We start from the raw sequence: 21187 nt of genomic DNA, 5'->3' as shown, positions 1-21187 counted from the left end.
CTTTCGGTTTATTCCTTCGAGACGGCTTATTCTTTCGAAATTCCGGCGACGAAGTTGGTGTCGAAGCTCGGACCAAGCTTCAGGCCCTTGACGTTGCCGCGGTAGCCGGCGACTTCGGTCTGCTGGAAGATGATGACGAACGGGCTTTCGCCCAGAACGGTCTTCTGCAGTTCCTTGTAGGTCTCGGCACGCTTGGCGCTGTCGCGCTCGAGCAGAGCGTCCTTGGTCTTCTTCGTCAGCTCCGGAACGTCCCAGGCATTGCGCCAGGCAAGCGTCTTGTTCTTGCCTTCGTCGGAATTGTCAGGGTTGCTGGTGAAGGTTTCAGCGTTGGAGTTCGGATCGAAATAGTCCATGCCCCACTGACCGATATACATGTCGTGGTTACGAGCACGATACTTCGTCAGCGTCTGCTTCCCGTCGCCCGGGATGATTTCGAGCTTCACCCCGGCCTGGCCTAGCGTCTGCTGGAAGGATTCGGCAATGCCGGTGACCGGCTGGCCGTTGCGAACGTCCATGGTGACGGTGAAGCCGTCGGCAAGGCCGGCCTTCGTCAGCAGTTCCTTCGCCTTGGCGACGTCGAGCTTGTAGGGGTTCTCGTCGAGGGCACCCAGAACGCCCTTCGGCAGGAAGCTCTGGTGGATCTCGCCGATGCCCTTGATGAGCGTCGAGCCGATCGCATCATAGTCGACCAGATACTTGAAGGCTTCACGCACTTCAGGCTTGGCGAGGTTGGCGTTCTTCTGGTTGAGGCTGATGTAGTAGACCGTGCCCTTCGGCGCATTCGTCGTGGCGAGGTCGGCGTTCTTCGAAACGGCGTCGTAATCGCCCGGCTCGAGGTTGCGTGCGACGTCGATATCGCCCGCTTCGAGCGCCAGGCGCTGGCCCGAGCTTTCCTTCATGTGGCGATAGATGACGCGGGCGAGCTTGGCCTGTTCGCCATAGTAGTTGTCGTTGCGCTCGAGCACGATAACCTCGTTGGCGCGCCACTCGCGCAGCTTGAACGGACCGGAGCCGGCGTAGCCGGTCTTCAGCCATTCGTTGCCGAAGTCGTTGTCGTACTTGAAGTCGTCGCTCGGCGTGACCGCTTTGACGTGTTCGAGAACGAGTTTCTTGTCGAGGACTGCGCCCACGGTCGCCGTCAGGCAATTCAGAACAAAGCTCGGAGCATAGGGCTGGTCGACGGTAAAGACGAAGGTCGTCTCGTCGGTAGCCTTGGCCTTTTCCGTCACGTTGTCGCCGTTGAGGCCAAACTGGGTGAGGATAAAGGCGGGGCTCTTGTCGAGCTTGACGGCGCGCTCGAACGACCAGGCGACGTCCTCGGCGGTTACCGGGTTGCCGGAGGCGAACTTAAGGCCGGACTTCAGCTTGAACGTATAGGTCAGGCCGTCATCGGACACGGTCCAGCTGTCGGCGAGGTCGCCGACGACCTTGGTTGTGTCGTTGATGTCGAGGCGCACCAGCATGCTGTAGGTGTTGCCGGTGATTTCGGCCGCGGTCAGCTCGAAGGCTTCGCCCGGATCCATGGAGATGACGTCGTCGATCGCAAAGGCTTCGACCAGCGTGTCCTTCGGCGTTTCGGCAAAGGCCGGTGCGGTCGCGGCCATCACCATGGCAAGCGCCGCAGAAGCGGTCAGAAGACGAAGACGTCCATTGAGCTTGTGCATCATTTTTTGCAGTTCCCTCGTTTGCGCCCTTTTGGGCCCTTCTTCATGGGTTCAGGCGGCCTCGTGCCAAGCCTGCCCCAGAACTCTCCACCAGTTCTCCCGGCATATCTTTGCCAGTTCGGCGTCACCATATCCGGCGCCTCTCAACGCAGTAACGAGCGCATGGTTACCGGCTGCGTCAGCGATCCCCACGGGGATCGTTGCGCCATCGAAATCCGATCCGAGCGCCACGCATTCGATGCCCATGCGCTCGACCATGTAGTCGACATGGCGAACCATGTCGGAAAGCGGCGTCGCGGCATTTTCCTGGCCGTCGGCGCGCAGCATCGTTGTCGCATAGTTGAGCCCGACGAGCCCCTTGCTTTCGCGGATGGCGTCCAGCTGCTTGTCCGTCAGGTTGCGCGCAACCGGCGTCAGCGCATGCGCGTTCGAATGGCTGGCAACCAGCGGCTGGTCCGTGGTTTTCGCGACGTCCCAGAAGCCCTGCTCTGTGATGTGGGCGAGGTCGATCAGGATGCCCAGCCGGTTGCAGGCACGCACGAGTTCGAAACCCGCATCCGTCAGCCCCGGCGCTGTGTCCGGCGACTTCGGATAGGAGAACGGCACGCCATGGCCGAAGACGTTGTGGCGGCTCCAGACCGGCCCAAGCGAGCGCAGGCCGGCGGCATAGAAGGTTTCGAGCGCCGACAGATCCGCACCAATCGCCTCGCAGCCTTCCATGTGGAGCACCGAGGCGAAGACACCTTTCTCGACCGCTCCGCGGATTTCGGCGGTCGAGCGGCAAAGCTTCCAGGCCCCTGCCCGGTCGAGGCGAACGGCGATGTCGGCGAGCTCGATGGCGATCGCCAGCGACGGCAAGTGTTCGAGGGGCGCGGAGAGCGGCGTTTCGTAATGGCCGTTTTCATCCGGCGGCTGCAGGACCAGATCGCCCGAGGGCACGTAGATCGCCGAAATGCCGCCGATGAGGCCGCCCGCTTTGGCGCGCGGCGCGTCGATGTGGCCCTCGCCGATACCGTCGACGAATTCGCGGACCGGATCAGCCCCCTTTCGGGCGTTCTGCCACAGGCGCAGAAGCACGTCGTTATGGCCATCGAAAACCGCCTGCATTCCTGAATTCCTTCATCATTTCAGGGAGATCGAACGGAGCACCTACGGCCGCGTCCGGGGAAAGGTTGTGGCGATGCTAGTGAAAGGCCAAAGCCTTTTCAATGAATATCAGGGGGTTTTACCCAGGGCTGCCTGTAGCGAAATGTTGCATGATTGTCGCAATCTCGCCGTCAAACACAGCGGCGACAGGTGTGCAATGCCGATCAAGGGATGAAAATCTGGCGTTTCTAATGCAAGGAATTGGCTCGGTCCCGCTCGCAGGGATGTCGCACCGCATGATGCGGTACTGGGGGTTTGGTTGCTGCGTCCGTTTTCACTCGCAGGTTCGCAAGGGCATTGGAGCCGCATCGCCGCCACGCTCCTCCTCGCCGTAACCCTTGCGGCCTGTGCCGGTCGGCCGGTCGGCGTGCTCGTTCCTTCGGGCACGACGGGTGGCGCCTCCCAGGTCGACCTGATGGTCGCGACAACGCGCGCGCCCACGGCGGAACCGGGCGTGCTTTTCAGCGGCGAACGGTCGGACCAGCTTTCCCTGACGGAAATCGTCGTTTCAATTCCGCCGGAGAAAAACCGGCAAGTCGGCCAGGTGCAATGGCCGAAGAAGCTTCCGGCCAATCCGGAGCGCGACTTCTCCACGGTCAGCGTTACGCCATTGCGTGAGGGCAACGACGTCCAAAGCTGGCTGAAGGGTAACCTGCCGAAGAGCCGGCGCGTGCTGATCTTCGTTCACGGTTTCAACAACCGCTACGAGGACGCGGTCTACCGCTTTGCCCAGATCGTCCACGATAGCGGCACGGACGTCGCCCCCGTCATCTTCACCTGGCCCTCGCGGGCCAGCATCTTCGACTACAATTACGACAAGGAAAGCACCAACTATTCGCGTGACGCGCTGGAGGAACTGCTTCGGCGTGCGTCGAGCAATCCTCAGGTCGGCGAAATCACCGTCATGGCCCATTCGATGGGCTCATGGGTGACGGTCGAAGCTCTGCGCCAGATGGCGATCCGCGACGGACGCATCGCGCCCAAGATCACCGACGTCATCCTGGCATCGCCCGATCTCGACGTCGACGTCTTCGGCCAGCAGATCCGCGCCATGGGCGACAAGCGCCCGAAATTCACGCTGTTCGTGTCGCGCGACGACCGGGCGCTGACCCTCTCCAGGCGCATTTCCGGCAATGTCGACCGCCTTGGGCAGATCGATCCGACCGCCGAGCCCTATCGCACACAACTCGAACAGGCAGGTATCAGCGTCATCGATCTGACAGCGCTGAAGGGCGGCGACAAGCTCAACCACGGCAAGTTCGCCGAAAGCCCGGAAGTCGTGCGCCTGCTTGGCAACCGGCTGATCGCCGGCCAGACCGTGACCGATTCCGATGTCGGGCTCGGCGAACGTCTGGGCGCCGTCACGCTCGGCGCAACGCAGACCGTCGGCAGTGCCGCAAGTCTCGCGGTCTCGACGCCGATCATGATCTTCGATCCCAACACCCGCAAGAACTACGACGCACAGTTGCGCCGTCTGGGTCAATCGATGGAAAACACCGTCGGCTCAGCGGTGACCCCTTGGGTACCGCCGCAAAGCGGGGGAGCTGCCAAAAGCAGCTCCCCCGACCGTCACTCTCGTTAGACGGGCAGCTCGCGCCGCTCGGCTTCCGTCACCATCGCGAGGTCGAGCACCTTCTGCAGGTTCGCCGCGTGACGAAACCCGGGCTCTTCGGTCTTGCCCTCGCGGACTGCCGCAACGAAGCGCTCATAGTTGGTCAGAACCGTACCCGCGTCGACATCGCGCCAAGTCGCGGTTTCAACGTCAGTGCCGAGGCAGGCCCGGAGCGTCGAGCCATCGGGCGTGTGCACCACTTCGAGCGCACCCTTGTCGCCGTGCAGCCTGAGCCTGAGCTCGTTCAAGTGCCCGGTCGCCCATCGGCTGGCATGGACGACGCCCATGGCGCCGTTGCCGAACTCCGCCGTCATGACGAAGCTGTCATTGGCATCGAGATCATACTCGCCGATGCGGTTATCAGGTGCCTTGTCGAAGGTCTTCAGACGGGCGAAAACCCGCGACGCGTCGGTGCCGGCGCCGTAGCCGGCGAAGTCGAGAATGTGGATGCCGACATCGCCGAGCACGCCGTTCGAGCCGTGCTTGGTCGAAAGTCGCCACAGCCATTGCGATTCCGTTGCCCAGTCGCCCCAGGCCTTGGAGACGAGCCAGCTCTGCAGATAGGACGCCTCCAGATGCCGCAACTGGCCGACATCACCTGCGAGCACCATCGCCCGTGCCTTCTGCAGCGGCGCGACATTGCGATAGGTGAGGTTCACCATCGTCACCAGGCCGGAACGCTCGGCCGCGTCCGCCATCTCCGCCGCCTTGGCGTAGTTTTCCGCAAGCGGCTTTTCGCAAAGCACGTGCTTGCCGGCGGCAAGCAATGCTAGCGTCGTCGGGTGGTGCGCCTTGTCGGGCGTCACGTTCGTCGCCGCATCGAACTTGCCCCAAGCGATCGCCTCGTCGAGCGAGGTGAAGGTCTCGGCAATGCCGTGCTTGTCGGCAAAGGCACGCGCACGCTTGGGGTCGACATCGACCGCGCCGACCATCTCGACGCCTTCGATTTTGGCAAAGGCCTGGGCATGGCTGTTCGCCATGCCGCCGGTTCCAACTACAAGAAGACGCATGATGCTCACCTGTATCCTGCTTCGCCGGCCTGGTGCAGCCGGGGGCCACGCTCGACGATCGGCTCCAGCGCCTTTTCGACCGGCACGTTCGGCGCATCGTGGATCGCCGTGTAGCGGTTATCGGCGTTGTAGGCCCACTTCACCGAATTGCGCAGCACCTTCTGGACATTGGCGTCGTGATAGGTCGGGTAGGTCTCATGACCGGGGCGGAAATAGAAGATGTTGCCGGCGCCACGGCGCCAGGTGAGCCCCGAACGGAACACTTCGCCGCCGGCAAACCAGGAGATGAACACGGTTTCGAGCGGCTCGGGCACCGAGAACTGCTCGCCATACATCTCCTCGTTCTCAAGTACGAAGTTCTCGTCAAGCCCCTCGGCGATCGGATGGCGCGGGTTGATCGCCCAGACGCGCTCGCGTTCGCCTGCCTCGCGCCACTTCAGTGCGCAGGGCGTTCCCATCAGGCGCTTGAAGATCTTGGAGAAGTGGCCGGAATGCAGCACGATCAGACCCATGCCTTCCCAGACGCGCTTGGCGACCCGCTCGACGATTTCGTCGCTGACGGCGCCGTGGTCCTTGTGACCCCACCACAGAAGCACATCGGTATTGGCAAGGCGCTCGACACTCAAACCATGCTCCGGCTCCTGCAGCGTCGCCGTCGTCGCCTCGATCGCGCTTTCCGTGTTCAGCGCCGCCGCGATCGTGTTGTGCATCCCGTTCGGATAGATGCTGCGGACCACCTCGTTGGTCTGCTCGTGGATATTCTCGCCCCAAACAACTGTTCTGATAGGCACGTTCATTCTCCTTAGCGTTTGCCCTCACGGGCATGTCGTCCTGCGATTGATGGGGTCGCCAGGAATTGGCGACCCCGAAGCTCCAGGTTCGCCTGAGCTTTCAGGCAGCCCCTCTCATGGGCGCACGACCCAAAGCCAGCCCCGCCGCATCGAAGCGGTGAATGTTGTCGCCGGCCGGCGAGATCTGCACTGTGTCTCCCGGCTGGTGGTGCGAGGTGCCGCCTTCCCGGACGATGACCGGTTCCGCGGCACCGATGTCGAGATAGATATAACTGTCGGATCCCAGCATCTCGGAGTGCACCACCGTCCCTGACCACCTGCCGTCGCCCGACCTGATCTCCAGATGCTCGGCCCTGATGCCGATCGTGTGGGCGTCATAGGGAGCAGCAAGAGCACCAGAGAGAAAGTTCATCTTCGGCGAACCGATGAAGCCGGCGACGAAGACCGAGTTCGGGCTCTCGTAGAGTTCGAGCGGCGTGCCAATCTGTTCGACCCGGCCATCTCGTAGCACGCAAATGCGATCAGCCAGTGTCATCGCCTCGACCTGGTCGTGGGTGACATAGATCATCGTCGTGTTGTGCATGCTGCGATGCAGTTTCGCGATCTCGATCCGGGTCGCAACCCTAAGCGCTGCATCGAGATTGGAGAGCGGCTCGTCGAAGAGAAAGACCTTGGGATCGCGTACGATCGCACGACCGATGGCGACGCGCTGGCGCTGGCCACCCGAGAGCTGCCGCGGCAGCCGCTGGAGATAGGGGGTCAGTTGCAGCATCTCCGCTGCCGCCTCGACGCGTTTCCTGCACTGCTCCTTATCCTTGCCGGCGAGTTGCATGCCGAAGGACATGTTCTCGAAGACGGTCATATGCGGGTAAAGCGCATAGGACTGAAACACCATCGCGATGCCGCGCTTGGACGGCGTCAACTGATTGACCACCTGTCCGTCGAAGGAAAGCGTGCCCGAAGAGATGTCTTCAAGCCCGGCGATCAGGCGCAGCAGCGTGGACTTGCCGCAGCCGGAAGGTCCGACGAAGACCATGAACTCGCCGGCCCGGATATCCATGCTGACGCCCTTGATCACCTCGAAGGCACCGAAGGACTTGCGGATGTTGCGCAATTGAAGCTCTGCCATGTTTTTTCCCTTTATCCTTTGACGCCGCCGGCCGTGAGCCCGGATATGATCCGCCGCTGAAAGATCAGCACGAGGATAACCAGTGGCACGGTGACGATGATCGATGCGGCCATGATGTTGCCCCAAGGGACTTCGTACTCACTGCTGCCGGACAACAGCGCGATCGCGACCGGCACGGTGCGCTGGCTGTCTGATGACGTGAAGGTCAGCGCGAACAGGAACTCGTTCCAAGCGGCGATGAAGGCGAGCAGCCCCGTCGTCACCAGTGCCGGCCACATCAGCGGCATGAACACGCGCGTGATGATCACCCAGGGCGTCGCACCATCGACGATCGCCGCCTCCTCGATCTCGACCGGCAGATCGCGCATGAAGGTGGTCAGCACCCAGACGGTGAAGGGCAGCGTGAAGATCATGTAGGAAAAGATTAGCGCCAGGGGGGTGTTGAAGATGCCGACGGCGCGGATCAACTCGAACAGGCCGGCAAGCACCGCAATCTGCGGAAACATCGACACCGACAGGATCGTCAGGAGCAGAAGTCCGCGCCCGCGAAACCGCACCCGCGCCAGCGCATAGGCGGCGGTAACCGCAAGCAGCAGCGACACGCAGACTACGATGGTCGCGACCATCAGCGAGTTGGCGAGGTTGCGCAGGAAGCCGCTGCTCGTGACGATGCCGGCGTAGTTGTCGAAGGAGATCTCGGTCGGCCAGTAGTCGACCCGGAACAGCGCCGTTCCGGATTTGAAGCTTGTCAGCACCGCGTAGTAGAACGGGAAGACGGCCATGATGATGATGGCGGCGACGAGGGCGTAGAACGCCGTGCGCTTGGCAAAGGTGGCAACCATCAGCGCTCTCCTCCTTCGAGGTTGACGCGGCCGAACCACATGTAGGCGACGGTGATCGCCGCAATGATCAGAAACAGCATCGTCGAGGCGGTGGCGCCATAGGCGAACTTGTCGAAGTCGAACAGGTTCTCGCGCGCCAACACCGACATCGTCTTGGTCTGGGCGTTGTTGGGCGTCAGCACGTAAATGAGATCGAAGATGCGCAGCGCATCAAGCATGCGGAAGATCACGGCGACCATCAGCGCTGGCCGGATCAACGGCAGCGTCAGCCGCCAGAAGACCTTCAGCGGATGCACGCCGTCGATCTTGGCCGCCTCGTAAATATCCGTTGGCACCATCTGCAGGCCGGCAAGGATGAGCAGCGCCATAAACGGCGTCGTCTTCCAGACGTCGACGATCAGCACCGCGACCATCGCGGTCTCCGGATTGGCCGTCCAGGCGATCTTCTGGCTGATCAGGCCGAGGCCGAGCAAAAGATCGTTGAGAATGCCGAACTGGTCGTTGAGCATCCAGGCCCACATCTTGGCGGAAACGATGGTCGGGATTGCCCAGGGAATGAGGATCGCGGCGCGCACCAGCCCGCGGCCCGGGAAATGGGCGTTCAGCACCAGAGCAACGATCAGGCCGAGCACCGTCTCGATGGTGACGGAGACGGCGGAAAACTTCAGCGTGTTCCAGACGGCATTCCACCAGGCCGGATCGGCAAGCAGCCCGTTATAGACCGTTCGCCCGCTCTTCAGCGTGATCCAGCTCAGATAATTCTTGAAGCCGACGAACTCGGCACCCTCGAGGTTGGTCAGCGACGCGTTGGTGAAGCTGAAATAGACGGTGCGTATGAGCGGCCACCCGGCGACGAGCGCGAGCACCAGCAAGGTCGGCGCGAGAAAGATCCAGGCGGAGCGAATGCGGCTGGCGTTGAGGTCGGAACGGATCCCTGCCTGTTGTCCGAGGACGGAAGGGGGATCTGCGAGTGAAAGATCGGTCATTGTCTTGGCTCACTCTTGCCATTCGGCGCGCGGCCGAGCGGTTGGCCCGAGAGGAACGACGCCACCAGGCAATTCCAGGAAAGTGTGAAGCGTTTTCCCATCCAGAATTGCTTGCTTTCAAAGCACTTGTTCAGAGCGCTGGGCGTCGTCGGCGATTGCTCGGTGGAGCGAGGGAAGGCCCGGAGGCGCTCCCCTCGCCCCCGGGAGGATTACCAGCTATCGCCCTTCATCTCGGTGAGCTCGACTTCGAGCAGTTCCAGGTTTTCCGCAGCCGTGCCGTTGCCGGAGAGCGAGTTATGGACCGCATTCCAGAACTTGGCCGAAACCTCGTTGTACTTGACCTTGGTGACCGCCGACGGGCGCGGCACGGCGCTCTCGAAGATCGGCTTCCATGCCGGCATGAACGGCTGGGCCTTGGCGACCTCCGCGTCGTCGTAGAGTGCGGCAATCGTCGGCAGATTGGAGAGCTCGATCGCCCTGCGCTTCTGCACCTCTGCCGAGGAGAGGAATTTGGCAAGCGCGATCGCTGCTTCCTGGTCGTCGGAATATTTGGAGACGGCGACGTTCCAGCCGCCGAGCGTCGAGGACGGCTGATCGCCATCGGTCGCCGTCGGCAGCGGCGTCACGGCAAACTTGCCTTTCACCGCGCTGTCGTCGCCATTGCCGAGCGCATAGGCATAGGGCCAATTGCGCATGAAGACGGCATTGCCCGTCTGCCAGACGCCGCGTGATTCCTCTTCCTGATAGGCGAGCACGCCCTGCGGCGAAATCGTGCCGACCCACCCCTTGATGCGGTCGATCGCTGCGGCCGCCTTCTCGTTGTTGATCGAGATCGTGCCATCAGGCTCGACGATCTGGCCGCCGCCGGACGATTTGATCCATTCGAGCGCATTGCAGGTCAGCCCTTCATAGGCGTTGCCCTGGAAGACGTAGCCCCAGAGGTCAGCCTGGCCGCCGGCGCGTTCCTTCTCCTGGATTTCCTTGGCGGTCGTCGCCAGTTCATCCCAGGTCTTCGGCGGCGCCTTGCCGTACTTTTCCAAGAGGTCTTTGCGATAGAAGAGCGCCGGCGCATCGGTGAAAGCAGGCAGGGCCACGAGACGGCCGTTGACCGTCTGCGAGGCGATGATCGACGGGAAGTGCTGTCCGGCGACATCCTTCGCCGCCTCCGTCAAGTCGACGAACTGGTCGGCAAGCTGCGGCGCCCAGACGACGTCGGTCTGGTAGACGTCCACATCCTTGTTTCCGGCGGCGAGCCATAGACGGTACTGGCTGAACTGCTCGCTGCTCGACGGCGGCATGGTGACCAGGCTCACCTTGTGCCCCGTCTGCTTCTCGAAGATGGCGAGCTGCTCGCGGATGAAATTGACGTTCTTGCCGGTCGTGTTGGCGGCGAGCGAGAGCTCGGCGGCGCTGGCCGTTCCGGCTGCAACGATTGCGGCACAAAAACTCAGGGCATTGAGCATGGTTGTCATTGGGTCGACTCCTCCTGTTCCCCCTCCACCGCACGAAAGCTCCTCAGCAAATTCGAAAGCGGTTTGGATTGAAAAAAGTTGGCAGAAGACGGAAAAACTGTCAATCCATACATCAGAAAAAGTCGTTCGGCCGTGAATCATTTAAAATAATTATTTAATTTCAATATTATAACGGATGAGGAGAAATTTCACCCGCACCTAACAACAACCCATAAAATCAAAGGGGAACTGCATTAATTTAAAACGGTTTGGTAAAATTCCATCGTGGTTCGAGGCGCTGCATGCACGCGACAAACCGATTGTTACCGGCAACGAAGGTGTATACTTCTGGGACCGGGCTAGGCTGAGGAAACGCATACCGAATGAAACTGAGGGAGTTCGCACAACAACTGGGCCTTTCGCCGACCACCGTCAGCCGAGCGCTGAGCGGCTATCCCGAGGTCAGCGAAAAGACGCGCAAGCGCGTGGCCGAAGAGGCAACTCGCCTTGGCTATCGTCCGAACATCAATGCCGTGAGGCTCGCTACCGGTCGCGCCGGTGCGATCGGCGTCGTCATGGGGCGCTCCGGCGAATTCCATTTCTCCGAATTCATGGGCGGCCTGGCCGAGCGGCTCGGCACCGAGGACATCGACATCCTCGTCAGCCCGATGGATGACAAGAACCCTACGGGCGAAATCCAGCTTTACAGCCGGCTCGCCGTCAGCGGCCGCGTCGACGCCGTGATCGTGCATTCTCCCGAGCCGAACGACGAACGCATCGCACTCCTGCACAAGCTCGGCATGCCCTTTCTCGTCCACGGTCGATCCGATATCGACGTGCCGCATGCGTGGCTCGATATCGACAATGAGGGCGCCATCCGCCGCGCGACCTCGCATCTCATCGATCTCGGCCATCGCCGCATCGCCATGATCAACGGCAGGCAAGGACGCACCTTCTCGCTTCACCGCGACAAGGGCTACCGCGACGCGCTCCAGGCGCGCGGGCTCCCGTTCGATCCGCGCCTCGTTGCCCACGGCAACTTCACCGACGAACTCGGCTTCCGCTTCGCACGCTCCTTCCTGGAACAAACGCCGCGGCCGACGGCCTTCGTCGCAGGCTCGATGATGACGGCCCTCGGCATCTATCGGGCGGCGCGGTCCATAGGCCTGGAAATCGGTCGCGAAGTCTCGGTCATCGCCCATGATGACGTGTTCCCCTACCTGACGGCGGAAAACATGGTGCCGTCGCTCTCGGCGACGCGCTCTTCGATGCGCGCGGCCGGCGCACGCTCGGCCGATCTCGTGCTGCAGCTTCTCTCAGGCAGGCCGACCGAAGAGGTTCACGAACTCTGGCCGGTGGAACTGATCCTGCGGGAATCGACCGCACCCCCGCCAGAGGGCGCCTGAGGACTGGCCGCCGACCGCCTCAATGGAAGGTGGACTTGGAGAACAGGTTGAGCACAACCACGCCGGATATGATGAGGCCCAGCCCCAGGATCGCCGCCAGGTCGAGTTTCTGCCCAAAGGCGAAGTAACCGACGAGCGAAATCAAGACGATGCCGAGCCCGCTCCAGACCGCATAGGCGATGCCAACAGGGATGAAGCGCAGCGTATAGGACAGGAAGAAAAAGGCGATCGCGTAGCAGACCACCATCAGGACCGTCGGCCCCAGGCGGGTGAAATGCTGCGCTGCCTGCATCGCCGAGGTGCCGAGCACTTCGAAGACGATCGCCGCAACCAGGACGGTATAGAGCATGGCGGGGTTCATCGGGGACTCCATCCGGGTTACTGCGCCGAAAGCGCCTTGAGATTTTCAGCCAGACCGGCCCGCGCCTCGGCATCGAGATCGTGGCTCTGCATCAGATCCGCCAGCCAGACGCCGTCGCAGGCAAAGCGGGCAAGCACGCAGCCGGTCGAGGCGTCCGTTTCTGCGAACTCCGCCGAACGCCGGCTGACCCAGTCGCGCCAGCGGCTCTTCAGATGCGGCTCGGCAATGAGCGCGATTGTCAGCATGCGCCAGCCCGGCACGTCGGTCGTCGGATCAAGCGCGAAGCAGACGTCGATATAGGCACGGGTAAACCGCCCCTTCGCCACCGGATCGTGCGCCATCGCCGCCTCGATCTCACGATCGAACCGCGTCACCAGGTCGTCGAACAGCCCATCGAGCAGAGCGAGCTTGTTCGGGAAGTGGTGCAGCAGCCCACCCTTGCTGACGCCTGCCGCCTGCGACACGGCATCGAGGGTGATGCCTGCCACCCCCTGCTCATGCGAAAGGCGTGCAGCAACCTCCAGCAATTGCTGGCGCACCTGTTCCGGTTGTTTCTTGCGGCGATGAGCTTCGGCCATGCCCCATAAAGATACCGTCTGGACGGTTTGTCAAGAGGGACCTTGATCGACCGCGATGAAACGCCGCAAACCGGTACTCTGAAAATCGTTGTCCGCCCCGTCGCCGCACGCTAGGACCGCAGGGAATGAAGGACGCGAGCATGGCGGAAACGGAAACCACGACCCTCTACGAAGCGATCGGCGGCGACCCGACAGTTCGCGCGCTGACCCGCCGCTTCTACGAGTTGATGGACACGCTGCCGGAAGCGGCACGATGCCGCGCCGTGCATCCGCCCGACGTTTCGGGCAGTGAAGAGAAATTCTACGAGTACCTGACCGGCTGGCTTGGCGGACCGCCTATTTATGTCGAGAAGCGCGGCCATCCGATGCTGCGCCGCCGCCATTTCGTCGCTGAGATCGGCCCCGAGGAGCGTGACGAATGGCTGCTCTGCTTTACCCGAGCGCTTGAAGAAGCGATCGCCCATCCGAAGCTGAGGCAGATCATTCTCGACCCGATCACCCGCCTCGCCCTTCATATGCAGAACAAGGAATAGCCGTGATGTCGCACAGCGGATTTCGCGCAACGACGCTTTTTGTTGCCGGTTTGATGGGCCTGACCGGCGTTGTCAGCGCGGCCGCCGCTTCGCACGGCGACGATCCAAGATTGCTCGCCGGCATTTCCGCGATGTGCCTGGCGCATGCCCCGGCCTTGATCGCGCTCTACGCAGCCTGGCCGAGCTTTCGCACGGCGGCCGCTGCGGCCTTGCTGATTGCAGTTGGAACGGCGCTGTTCTCGGCGGATCTCGCCATGCGCCACATCTCGGGTCACGGCCTGTTCCCGATGTCCGCTCCGCTCGGCGGCACGACGATCATGGCGGGCTGGCTTGCCGTTTCCCTCGGCGCCTTCCTGCCGCGAAAGACAGCCTGAGAAAAAAATTCACCTCCCGAATGGACCCATTTGGGAGGTGAATGGCATATAAAATCAAAAATTTACGCGGCCGATCGTGCGCGAGGCCGCCTGATCAGGCGCCTTCGACGGCCGAAAAACCTTCGAACTTCGGCGGACCGAGATACATCGCCTTATTCTCGCCGGCATTCCTGTGCGCCGCGCGAAAATTCTCAGACTTCGTCCAGGCTGAAAACGAATCCCTGTCCTTCCAGACCGAATTCGAAACGAAGAGCGTATAGCCCTCCTCCGGCACGCTGTCGCCGCGCAGCAGGTGGAAGGAAACGAAGCCGGGCATTTCCGAAAGGCTGGAATCGCGCCCCTTCCACACGGCTTCGAAGGCCTCTTCAAGGCCGATGGCGATACGGAAACGGTTCATGGCAACGTACATCTTGGTCTCCTACAGCGACCTTGAACTACTGCATAATTCCGGACGGAAAACCGCTTCGCACTTTTCCTGGAATTGCTCTCTTACTGAAAGGCGCAACTCCGGACGGAAAACCGCTTCGCACTTTTCCTGGAATTGCTCTTATGCGCTTTCCTTCTTGCGGGCGGCATCGTTTGCAGCCCGCGGAAAGGCGAGAATAGTTCCTTCCTTCGGCTCTGCAAGACCGAGAGGGTCGCGAACCGGCGGGCGCGTCTGCCAGGTTGGAAACTCGGCGACGTTGGCGTCGTCCAGCATGCGCGCGCGGCGCGTCAGGATCTCGTAGAGTTCAGGCACCAGGCCATCGCCATGCTGCGCCGCCAGCTTGTGCAGACCGATCATCATGCACAGGTCAGGACGTTCTTCGTTCATTGTGCAAACTCTCGTCTTGTCTTGGGAGGGTTACCGCTCGTCGCGGCTGGCGGTGAGGTCCTGAAGTGCCCGCTCCAGGCTCGATTTCGAGCCGTTGCGCAGCGGCACGAAGGCCTTGCCCCACTTCTTGCAGCCGGTCTTCACGCGAAGACACGCGTCATGGCTGATGCAGTCGATCGGGCAGAAGACGCAGTCGACCGACGGCAGCACCCGGTCGATGCGGGAAACGGCTTCGCGCAGGCCGCCATCATGGTGAAGCAGCTCAGCGCCAAACGAGCTGGCGATTTCGCGTAAGTGCGCCACCTGACAATCGCGGCCGCCGACATAGAGAAAACTGCGCCCTTCGAGCGTTGCCTTGCCGGCCTCCTGGCGGGCTTCGGTCGGTTCTGAACCCGAACGACCCTTGCCATTTTTCGCCGCATTCTGGTGACGCTTGCCGCGCATGCAATCCTCTCCGCGTGATCGTGCGACAAGGGCCTTCAAGGGGCAGCCGGTCGCATCGGGACATCATCTCGACACACGCCCTTCGGCTGCGTGACGAGGGCAACCTATTAAACTTGATAATCCGAGTAAAGTATAAACATGAGTTTTATCATCATATTTCTTTCGCCAAATCCCGGCCCGCACAAATGAGCATACGGAACGGCGCCCGCCTCAGCGGACGCTGGCAACCATCGGAACGATGAAGGATTTGGAGCTCGGCCCCCCGGCAGGAAAGGCCGGGAACGGCGCCGCATTGCGCACGGCATCGACGGCTGCGTCGTCGATGGCGGGAGAACCTGAGCTGCCGGCGACGTTTACCCGGGTCAGCTCACCGTTGGCGGTCAATGTGAAGCGGACGGTCGCCGTGCCGGAAACGCCTTCGCGCCTTGCCGAAGACGGCACCTTGAATCTCCGCATGATCTTCCTGCGGACCTTGCCGTCATAATTTTCCATATTGGCATTGCCGACCTCGGATGCGCGGCTATTGCCGGTCGCGGCTGCGGCACTGCCGCTTTCCTGGCCGTCCTGCTTGCCCTTGACCTGGTTCTGCGCCTGCTCGCCCTTGTCACCCGTCTTCTTGCGGGTCACTTTCTTCTTCTTGACCGGCTCCTTCTTCGGTTCCGGCTTTTCAACCTTCTCCTTCTTGGGCTCTTCGATCTCGGGCTTTTCTTCAGGCACCACGGTTTCGACCGGCGCAACACTCGCCGTCACGACGGCCTCGGCGACCTGAAGGGTCGGCATCTCTTCAGCCGGCAAAATCACGTCAGCCTCGGTCGCGGTCAGATCATGCGGCTGTTCGGCAACGATTTCCTGAGTTGTCGACGTGAGATCTTCAAGGGGCGATATCTCCTCCGGCTTGACCTCATCCGGAACGTCCTCGGTCGGCTCGACGATCTCCGCGGGATCGCCGGATTGTAGTGTCTCTTCAAAGGCATCGCCAAGGATCGCGACCTCGGTCGCCTCTCCGCCGAGCATGAGGGCATGCTCTTTTTCCGGCGGCCTTGGGCCAAACAAGGTAGCAAGCACGACGCCATGCGTTGCAAGCGAGATGATGGCGGCCCCAGCCCAGATGACGATACGCTTCATTACAGCCTTACCTTCGCCGCACCGGGCAGCGCAAACTTCACGCTCCGAAGGAGCGGCCTCACTTAGCCCTTGAGTTCCACCGCCGACTTCGAGCCGGTCTTGATCCCGCTCATGCAGGCGCCGGGCTGCACGCCGTTGCCGACGCAGGCCGGCGCATCATTGATCAACAGGCTCTTCACCGCATCGCAGTTGGTGCCGGGGAGATCAAACTGGCGAACCTTGGTCTTGCCGGCGGGCAGATCGCGGAAGTCGAGCACGGCCATGCGCTCGACGAGGCCCTTCTGGTCGAAGATCACGAACTCGAAGGAAACCTTGCTCAGCGACTGCGCAAGCGCGTTGCCGGCGACAAAGGTGAGCTTGCAGCCCTTCTGCGACGGCGCGACGTCGTTCAACTCGATCGTCAGCCCGAGGGCGGGCACAGCCTCCTGAGCGTTGACACTGCCCGCAGCAATGAAGGCCGCAAGCGCAACGGAAACAATTGGAAGGCTGGAAAACTTCATATCGACATCACCCCAAAGGTTGCAGCGAACCACCGAACGAGACCCGCACGCCCTTGTCCACAAGCCGGCAACAACTAACTTGAGTGCATAAGTCCGGTATTGCGTCCATAAATAAATATGAGTAATGAAGTCAAGATAGTAAACGAATTGCACGGCAGGAAATGCTGGAAAAACAGCGCGGCCTGCCCTCTCGAAACGGCCAAACGCAGTGACCAACGACAGTGACCTTGCACGCCCATCCGAGCCGCCGATCCAGGCCGGGCGCGCGCAGCGGATTATCGAAAGTCGCGAACTTTTCGGCAGCGAAAACGAGATCCTCATTTCCCACGACGGCGCGATCTACCGCATGAAGATCACCCGCCAAGGCAAACTGATCCTGAACAAATAGGCAGATGAAAATGACCGAGAGCCTCCGCCCCACTGCTTCCGAAATCCGCGCCTACCGCGCCGAGAACCCGAAGATGCGCGAGCGTGATATCGCAGCCCAGCTCGGTGTTTCCGAAGCCGCTCTCGTTGCTGCCGAATGTGGGCTGACCGCCGTGCGCATCGATGCCGATGCCAACCGCTTCCTCTCTCGCGTCGAGGAACTCGGCGAAGTCATGGCGCTGACCCGCAACGAAAGCGCGGTCCACGAGAAGATCGGCGTTTACGAGAAGATCACCACGGGCGAGATGGCGAGCATCGTGCTCGGCGAGCAGATCGACCTCCGGGTCTTCCCGAGCGCCTGGGCACACGCTTTCGCCGTGACGAAGACAGACGACCAGGGTGAAGCCCGAAAGAGCCTGCAGTTCTTCGACAAGTGGGGCAACGCCGTGCACAAGGTGCATCTGCGCCCGGAATCGAATGTTGCGGCCTATGACAAGATCGTCGCGGACTTCCGCCTTGACGACCAGACGCAGGACTTCACCGCCGACGCGAGTGTGCCGGCAGCCGACGACAAGCCGGAAACCGTGGTCGATGTCGTCGAACTGCGCGACCGCTGGACGAAAATGACGGACACGCACCAGTTCCACGGCATGCTGCGCAAGCTGAAGATCGGCCGTCGCCAGGCGCTCAGCAACATCGGCGAGGATTTCGCCTGGCAGCTCGACCCCTCCAGCATCGAAGCCATGATGCGCGAGAGCGCCGAAGTCGAACTGCCGATCATGTGCTTCGTCGGCAACCGCGGCATGATCCAGATCCATTCCGGTCCGATTGCCAAGACCGCGCCGATGGGCCCGTGGCTGAACGTCATGGACCCGACCTTCCATCTGCACCTGCGCACCGACCACATCGCCGAACTCTGGGCCGTGCGCAAGCCGACGGCCGACGGCCATGTCACTTCGATCGAGGCGCTCGACGCCAAGGGCGAGATGATCATCCAGTTCTTCGGCAAGCGGAAAGAGGGTCTCGCGGAACGGCCGGAATGGCGCTCCATCGTCGAAGACCTGCCGCGTCTCGACACGACTGTCGCCGCCTGAGGACAGGATAGGAAACTCAGATGATCAAGGGTCTCGACTTCCGACGCCTTCGCCGCTGGGAACTGGCGCTTGCCGCCTTCGCCCTTTCGGCTCCCTTCCTGTTGCCAGCGGTGGCACCCGGTGCCCCCTCCTTCATCCGGCCGGCGATGGCCGAGGACATGCAGAAGGCCGACGTCTCGCGCGTCGTATCGGTCGGCGGAGCGATAACCGAGATCATCCATGCGCTCGGCGAGGAAGGTCGCCTCGTCGGTCGCGATTCCACCAGCACCTATCCGGAAGCGGCAAAGGCGCTGCCGGATGTCGGCTACATGCGCCAGCTCGCACCGGAAGGCATCATCGCTGCCAACCCGAGCGCAATCATCGCCGTCGAAGGCAGCGGTCCGCCGGAGGCGTTGGCGGTGCTAAAGGAAGCGAACATCGCCTTTACCAGCGTGCCCGAGGCCTTTGACAAGCCCGGCATCCCCGCCAAGATCCGTGCGGTCGGCACCTTCCTCGGTGTCGAGGAAAAGGCCGAAACCCTGGCAAAGAGCGTCGAAGCCGATCTCGATGCGGCAGTCTCCGAGAATGCCGCCCGTCCGGAAGCCGAACGCAAGCGTGTGCTCTTCATCCTGAGCACGCAGGGCGGCAAGGTCATGGCATCGGGACAGGGAACCGCGGCCAACGGCATCATCGAGCTCTCGGGCGCAATCAACGCGGTCGGCACCTTCCCCGGCTACAAGGCCCTGACCGACGAGGCGATAATCGAGGCCAAGCCAGATGTCGTCCTGATGATGGACCGCGGCGGCGAACATTCCGCCGAGGCGGACGAACTCTTCGCCCTGCCGGCGCTCAGCCTTACCCCTGCCGCCAAGAACAAGGCGCTGATCCGCATGGACGGCCTGCACCTGCTCGGCTTCGGCCCGCGCACCGCAAGCGCCGTCCGCGAACTGAATGCCGCAATCTACGGGAAGAAGGCCAATGCCTCGCAGTGAGGCATTGGCCCGCGGCATGCGCCTGACCGCTTTTGCCGCCGATATCCGCAACGAGTGGCGCTCGGGCAACCGGTCCCGGCTGGCACGTCTCGTCATCGTCGCCCTCATCGCGCTTGCGGTCGCGACCTTCGTCGGCTCGATCATGACCGGTGCCGCCGATGCATCGCTCGCCAACGTCTGGCGCTGGCTGATGGGTGAGGCCGATCAGGCCCTGAGCATCCGCGACCGCATCATCATTCTCGATATCCGCCTGCCGCGCGCCGTGCTCGGCATGCTCGTCGGCGCTTCGCTCGCGGTTTCCGGCGTCGTCATGCAGGGCCTTTTCCGCAATCCGCTGGCCGATCCCGGCCTCGTCGGCGTGTCCTCAGGCGCGAGCCTCGGCGCCGTGCTGCTGATTGTGCTCGGAACCGCCGCCTTCGGGCCGCTCTTCGCGCTGTTCGGCTTCTATGCGTTGCCGGTAGCAGCCTTCGTCGGCGGCCTCGTCACGACGCTGCTGCTCTACCGTATCGCCACCCGCGGCGGCCAGACGTCGATTGCCACGCTGCTGCTCGCCGGCATTGCGCTCGGCGCGCTGACCGGTGCGGTCACCGGCGTTCTCGTCTTCAGAGCCGACGACAAGCAATTGCGCGACCTGACCTTCTGGGGCCTCGGTTCGCTCGCCGGCGCCAACTGGACTAAGATCCTGGCTGCAGCGCCGATCATCCTCGCTTCGCTCGCGGTTACCCCTTTCCTGGCGCGCGGGCTGAATGCCATCACGCTCGGCGAAGCGGCCGCCTTCCATATGGGCATTCCTGTCCAGCGGCTGAAGAACATTGCGATCGTCAGTGTCGCCGCGGCGACCGGCGCATCCGTTGCGGTCAGCGGCGGCATCGGCTTCGTCGGCATCGTGGTTCCGCACCTGCTGCGGCTCGTCATCGGTCCCGATCATCGCTACCTGCTGCCCACCTCGGCGCTGCTCGGCGGCACGCTGTTGATCCTCGCCGACATGATCGCCCGCACCATCGTCTCTCCGGCGGAACTGCCGATCGGCATCGTTACCGCCTTTATCGGCGCGCCGTTCTTCCTCTGGATCCTGCTGCGCGGCCGTTCGAACATGGGACTCTGAGCGAAACCATGATCAACGTTTCCAATCTCTCCGTTCGCCTTGGCGGGCGACCAGTCATCCACGGCGTCTCGCTCGAGGCGCTGCCCGGCGCACTGACCGCCATCGTCGGCCCGAACGGCTCCGGCAAGACCACGACGCTGAAGGCGATCTCCGGGGAGCTTTCGCCGTCGAGCGGAACGATCCGCATCAATGGCCGCGACCTGCGGGGGCTGAAGCCATGGGAGCTCGCGCTGATGCGCGGCGTGCTGCCCCAGTCTACGGTCATCTCCTTCCCCTTCACCGTGCGCGAGGTCGTGAGATTGGGTCTTGCCGCCGGTGCCAATGTGGATCCCGCCGTGCACGACCGGGTCACGGCCGAGGCGTTGGAAGCGGTGGACCTGGGCGGCTTTGCCGGACGCTTCTACCAGGAACTGTCGGGCGGCGAGCAGCAGCGCGTGCAGCTTGCCCGCGTCCTCTGCCAGATCACCGATCCGGTCATCGACGGCGAGCCGCGCTACCTGCTGCTCGACGAACCGGTGTCGAGCCTCGATATCCGCCACCAGCTCGGGATCATGCAGCTCGCCCGCAAGTTCTGCGAACGCGGCGGCGGGGTCGTCGCAGTGATGCACGACCTCAACCTGACGGCCATGTTCGCCGACCGAATGGTGATGATGAAAGCCGGCAAGGTCCGCGCCTGCGGCACGCCGCGCGAGGTTCTGACCGACGAGACGATGGAAGCCGTCTTCGGCTGCCGCATGCAGGTGGGTGTCGCACCGGCGCCGCACGTGCCGTTCGTCCTGCCGCAGACAGCATCGCTCTGACGCCACGCCCGAGGACCCGGTAGATGCCTGTTGGGGCTTCCGGATTTCTCAAGCCTCAGCACCAAGATTTATCGAAACAATTTCC

The 21187-nt window shown here is 62.4% G+C and carries 24 protein-coding genes; 9 read left to right on the top strand and 15 right to left on the bottom strand.

Going from position 1 to position 21187, the window contains the following annotated elements:
• Positions 1–26: 26 nt before the first annotated feature.
• Positions 27–1667, bottom strand: coding sequence for an ABC transporter substrate-binding protein (locus tag BLU35_RS24895; RefSeq protein ID WP_093234903.1), 1641 nt, complete (start codon positions 1665–1667; stop codon positions 27–29).
• 48 nt (positions 1668–1715) lie between these two features.
• Positions 1716–2771, bottom strand: a complete 1056-nt coding sequence (locus BLU35_RS24890) for a dipeptidase (RefSeq protein ID WP_057249089.1) — start codon at positions 2769–2771, stop codon at positions 1716–1718.
• A 346-nt stretch (positions 2772–3117) separates the two neighbouring features.
• Here BLU35_RS24890 and BLU35_RS24885 point away from each other — a divergent pair, with 346 nt between their 5' ends.
• A complete protein-coding gene (locus BLU35_RS24885) occupies positions 3118–4392 on the top strand; it encodes an alpha/beta hydrolase (protein ID WP_502688174.1) in 1275 nt (424 codons plus the stop codon).
• On the opposite strand, the gene BLU35_RS24880 is transcribed toward BLU35_RS24885, so the two are convergent.
• The 6 genes from BLU35_RS24880 to BLU35_RS24855 form a co-directional block, all read right to left on the bottom strand.
• On the bottom strand, positions 4389–5432 hold the full coding sequence (locus BLU35_RS24880; RefSeq protein WP_057249133.1) for a Gfo/Idh/MocA family protein: 1044 nt from the start codon (positions 5430–5432) through the stop codon (positions 4389–4391). The two genes, BLU35_RS24885 and BLU35_RS24880, sit on opposite strands and share 4 nt — an antisense overlap.
• A gap of 5 nt (positions 5433–5437) precedes the next feature.
• Positions 5438–6229 (bottom strand): ThuA domain-containing protein, encoded by a 792-nt coding sequence (locus BLU35_RS24875; RefSeq protein ID WP_210334454.1) that lies wholly within the window; start codon positions 6227–6229, stop codon positions 5438–5440.
• Positions 6230–6323: 94 nt separating this feature from the next.
• Positions 6324–7352, bottom strand: a complete 1029-nt coding sequence (locus BLU35_RS24870) for an ABC transporter ATP-binding protein (RefSeq protein ID WP_093234901.1) — start codon at positions 7350–7352, stop codon at positions 6324–6326.
• An 11-nt stretch (positions 7353–7363) separates the two neighbouring features.
• A complete protein-coding gene (locus BLU35_RS24865; protein WP_057249087.1) occupies positions 7364–8194 on the bottom strand; it encodes a carbohydrate ABC transporter permease in 831 nt (276 codons plus the stop codon).
• Complete coding sequence (locus tag BLU35_RS24860; RefSeq protein WP_093234900.1) at positions 8194–9180, bottom strand: carbohydrate ABC transporter permease; 987 nt, start codon at positions 9178–9180, stop codon at positions 8194–8196. The genes BLU35_RS24865 and BLU35_RS24860 overlap by 1 nt, the downstream gene beginning before the upstream one ends.
• A gap of 209 nt (positions 9181–9389) precedes the next feature.
• Positions 9390–10652: an ABC transporter substrate-binding protein gene (locus tag BLU35_RS24855; RefSeq protein WP_057249085.1), complete on the bottom strand. Its 1263-nt coding sequence runs from the start codon at positions 10650–10652 to the stop codon at positions 9390–9392.
• Between the two features lie 362 nt (positions 10653–11014).
• Here BLU35_RS24855 and BLU35_RS24850 point away from each other — a divergent pair, with 362 nt between their 5' ends.
• A complete protein-coding gene (locus BLU35_RS24850; protein WP_058320794.1) occupies positions 11015–12037 on the top strand; it encodes a substrate-binding domain-containing protein in 1023 nt (340 codons plus the stop codon).
• Between the two features lie 19 nt (positions 12038–12056).
• On the opposite strand, the gene BLU35_RS24845 is transcribed toward BLU35_RS24850, so the two are convergent.
• Both BLU35_RS24845 and BLU35_RS24840 read right to left on the bottom strand, forming a co-directional pair.
• Positions 12057–12398: a DMT family transporter gene (locus tag BLU35_RS24845; RefSeq protein ID WP_057249131.1), complete on the bottom strand. Its 342-nt coding sequence runs from the start codon at positions 12396–12398 to the stop codon at positions 12057–12059.
• A 17-nt stretch (positions 12399–12415) separates the two neighbouring features.
• A complete protein-coding gene (locus BLU35_RS24840; RefSeq protein ID WP_093234899.1) occupies positions 12416–12976 on the bottom strand; it encodes a TetR/AcrR family transcriptional regulator in 561 nt (186 codons plus the stop codon).
• Positions 12977–13116: 140 nt separating this feature from the next.
• On the opposite strand from BLU35_RS24840, the gene BLU35_RS24835 reads away from it, so the two are divergent.
• Positions 13117–13509, top strand: a complete 393-nt coding sequence (locus BLU35_RS24835; RefSeq protein WP_093234898.1) for a globin domain-containing protein — start codon at positions 13117–13119, stop codon at positions 13507–13509.
• 5 nt (positions 13510–13514) lie between these two features.
• Positions 13515–13883, top strand: coding sequence for a DUF423 domain-containing protein (locus BLU35_RS24830; RefSeq protein ID WP_058320792.1), 369 nt, complete (start codon positions 13515–13517; stop codon positions 13881–13883).
• 94 nt (positions 13884–13977) lie between these two features.
• Here BLU35_RS24830 and hmuQ read toward each other — a convergent pair whose 3' ends face one another.
• The 5 genes from hmuQ to BLU35_RS24805 form a co-directional block, all read right to left on the bottom strand.
• The gene (gene hmuQ, locus BLU35_RS24825; RefSeq protein WP_058326438.1) at positions 13978–14292 is read right to left on the bottom strand and encodes a heme-degrading protein HmuQ; all 315 of its coding nucleotides are present in this window, start codon (positions 14290–14292) and stop codon (positions 13978–13980) included.
• Positions 14293–14430: 138 nt separating this feature from the next.
• Positions 14431–14697, bottom strand: a complete 267-nt coding sequence (locus BLU35_RS24820) for a hypothetical protein (RefSeq protein ID WP_093234897.1) — start codon at positions 14695–14697, stop codon at positions 14431–14433.
• A gap of 30 nt (positions 14698–14727) precedes the next feature.
• Positions 14728–15141: a DUF2325 domain-containing protein gene (locus BLU35_RS24815; protein WP_057249078.1), complete on the bottom strand. Its 414-nt coding sequence runs from the start codon at positions 15139–15141 to the stop codon at positions 14728–14730.
• A gap of 210 nt (positions 15142–15351) precedes the next feature.
• Positions 15352–16266 carry a cell envelope integrity protein TolA gene (gene tolA / locus BLU35_RS24810; protein WP_057249077.1) on the bottom strand — a complete coding sequence of 305 codons (915 nt, stop codon included), beginning with the start codon at positions 16264–16266 and terminating at the stop codon, positions 15352–15354.
• A gap of 62 nt (positions 16267–16328) precedes the next feature.
• The gene (locus tag BLU35_RS24805; protein ID WP_093234896.1) at positions 16329–16766 is read right to left on the bottom strand and encodes a hypothetical protein; all 438 of its coding nucleotides are present in this window, start codon (positions 16764–16766) and stop codon (positions 16329–16331) included.
• 208 nt (positions 16767–16974) lie between these two features.
• Between BLU35_RS24805 and hemP the strand changes: the two genes are divergently transcribed.
• The 5 genes from hemP to BLU35_RS24780 are packed head-to-tail and all read left to right on the top strand — an operon-like array spanning position 16975 to position 21102.
• On the top strand, positions 16975–17154 hold the full coding sequence (hemP, locus tag BLU35_RS24800; RefSeq protein WP_176907420.1) for a hemin uptake protein HemP: 180 nt from the start codon (positions 16975–16977) through the stop codon (positions 17152–17154).
• A gap of 10 nt (positions 17155–17164) precedes the next feature.
• On the top strand, positions 17165–18226 hold the full coding sequence (locus BLU35_RS24795) for a hemin-degrading factor (protein ID WP_176907417.1): 1062 nt from the start codon (positions 17165–17167) through the stop codon (positions 18224–18226).
• 20 nt (positions 18227–18246) lie between these two features.
• Positions 18247–19197, top strand: a complete 951-nt coding sequence (locus BLU35_RS24790) for a heme/hemin ABC transporter substrate-binding protein (protein WP_093234894.1) — start codon at positions 18247–18249, stop codon at positions 19195–19197.
• Positions 19184–20302, top strand: a complete 1119-nt coding sequence (locus BLU35_RS24785) for a FecCD family ABC transporter permease (protein ID WP_057249074.1) — start codon at positions 19184–19186, stop codon at positions 20300–20302. Before BLU35_RS24790 ends, BLU35_RS24785 begins: the two co-directional genes overlap by 14 nt.
• 8 nt (positions 20303–20310) lie before the next feature.
• The gene (locus BLU35_RS24780) at positions 20311–21102 is read left to right on the top strand and encodes a heme ABC transporter ATP-binding protein (protein WP_093234893.1); all 792 of its coding nucleotides are present in this window, start codon (positions 20311–20313) and stop codon (positions 21100–21102) included.
• Positions 21103–21187: the final 85 nt, after the last annotated feature.

It is taken from the genome of Sinorhizobium sp. NFACC03 (assembly GCF_900103435.1).
Classification (GTDB): Bacteria; Pseudomonadota; Alphaproteobacteria; order Rhizobiales; family Rhizobiaceae; genus Ensifer.
This window is presented reverse-complemented; position numbering and strand designations above follow the sequence as displayed.

What these genes read in the sequence shown, in the direction of transcription:
- BLU35_RS24895 (WP_093234903.1), bottom strand. Translation starts at nt 1,667, where the DNA reads ATGATGCACAAGCTCAATGGACGTCTTCGTCTTCTGACCGCTTCTGCG.
- BLU35_RS24890 (WP_057249089.1), bottom strand. Translation starts at nt 2,771, where the DNA reads ATGCAGGCGGTTTTCGATGGCCATAACGACGTGCTTCTGCGCCTGTGG.
- BLU35_RS24880 (WP_057249133.1), bottom strand. Translation starts at nt 5,432, where the DNA reads ATGCGTCTTCTTGTAGTTGGAACCGGCGGCATGGCGAACAGCCATGCC.
- BLU35_RS24875 (WP_210334454.1), bottom strand. Translation starts at nt 6,229, where the DNA reads ATGAACGTGCCTATCAGAACAGTTGTTTGGGGCGAGAATATCCACGAG.
- BLU35_RS24870 (WP_093234901.1), bottom strand. Translation starts at nt 7,352, where the DNA reads ATGGCAGAGCTTCAATTGCGCAACATCCGCAAGTCCTTCGGTGCCTTC.
- BLU35_RS24865 (WP_057249087.1), bottom strand. Translation starts at nt 8,194, where the DNA reads ATGGTTGCCACCTTTGCCAAGCGCACGGCGTTCTACGCCCTCGTCGCC.
- BLU35_RS24860 (WP_093234900.1), bottom strand. Translation starts at nt 9,180, where the DNA reads ATGACCGATCTTTCACTCGCAGATCCCCCTTCCGTCCTCGGACAACAG.
- BLU35_RS24855 (WP_057249085.1), bottom strand. Translation starts at nt 10,652, where the DNA reads ATGACAACCATGCTCAATGCCCTGAGTTTTTGTGCCGCAATCGTTGCA.
- BLU35_RS24850 (WP_058320794.1), top strand. Translation starts at nt 11,015, where the DNA reads ATGAAACTGAGGGAGTTCGCACAACAACTGGGCCTTTCGCCGACCACC.
- BLU35_RS24845 (WP_057249131.1), bottom strand. Translation starts at nt 12,398, where the DNA reads ATGAACCCCGCCATGCTCTATACCGTCCTGGTTGCGGCGATCGTCTTC.
- BLU35_RS24840 (WP_093234899.1), bottom strand. Translation starts at nt 12,976, where the DNA reads ATGGCCGAAGCTCATCGCCGCAAGAAACAACCGGAACAGGTGCGCCAG.
- BLU35_RS24835 (WP_093234898.1), top strand. Translation starts at nt 13,117, where the DNA reads ATGGCGGAAACGGAAACCACGACCCTCTACGAAGCGATCGGCGGCGAC.
- BLU35_RS24830 (WP_058320792.1), top strand. Translation starts at nt 13,515, where the DNA reads ATGTCGCACAGCGGATTTCGCGCAACGACGCTTTTTGTTGCCGGTTTG.
- hmuQ (WP_058326438.1), bottom strand. Translation starts at nt 14,292, where the DNA reads ATGTACGTTGCCATGAACCGTTTCCGTATCGCCATCGGCCTTGAAGAG.
- BLU35_RS24820 (WP_093234897.1), bottom strand. Translation starts at nt 14,697, where the DNA reads ATGAACGAAGAACGTCCTGACCTGTGCATGATGATCGGTCTGCACAAG.
- BLU35_RS24815 (WP_057249078.1), bottom strand. Translation starts at nt 15,141, where the DNA reads ATGCGCGGCAAGCGTCACCAGAATGCGGCGAAAAATGGCAAGGGTCGT.
- tolA (WP_057249077.1), bottom strand. Translation starts at nt 16,266, where the DNA reads ATGAAGCGTATCGTCATCTGGGCTGGGGCCGCCATCATCTCGCTTGCA.
- BLU35_RS24805 (WP_093234896.1), bottom strand. Translation starts at nt 16,766, where the DNA reads ATGAAGTTTTCCAGCCTTCCAATTGTTTCCGTTGCGCTTGCGGCCTTC.
- BLU35_RS24795 (WP_176907417.1), top strand. Translation starts at nt 17,165, where the DNA reads ATGACCGAGAGCCTCCGCCCCACTGCTTCCGAAATCCGCGCCTACCGC.
- BLU35_RS24790 (WP_093234894.1), top strand. Translation starts at nt 18,247, where the DNA reads ATGATCAAGGGTCTCGACTTCCGACGCCTTCGCCGCTGGGAACTGGCG.
- BLU35_RS24785 (WP_057249074.1), top strand. Translation starts at nt 19,184, where the DNA reads ATGCCTCGCAGTGAGGCATTGGCCCGCGGCATGCGCCTGACCGCTTTT.
- BLU35_RS24780 (WP_093234893.1), top strand. Translation starts at nt 20,311, where the DNA reads ATGATCAACGTTTCCAATCTCTCCGTTCGCCTTGGCGGGCGACCAGTC.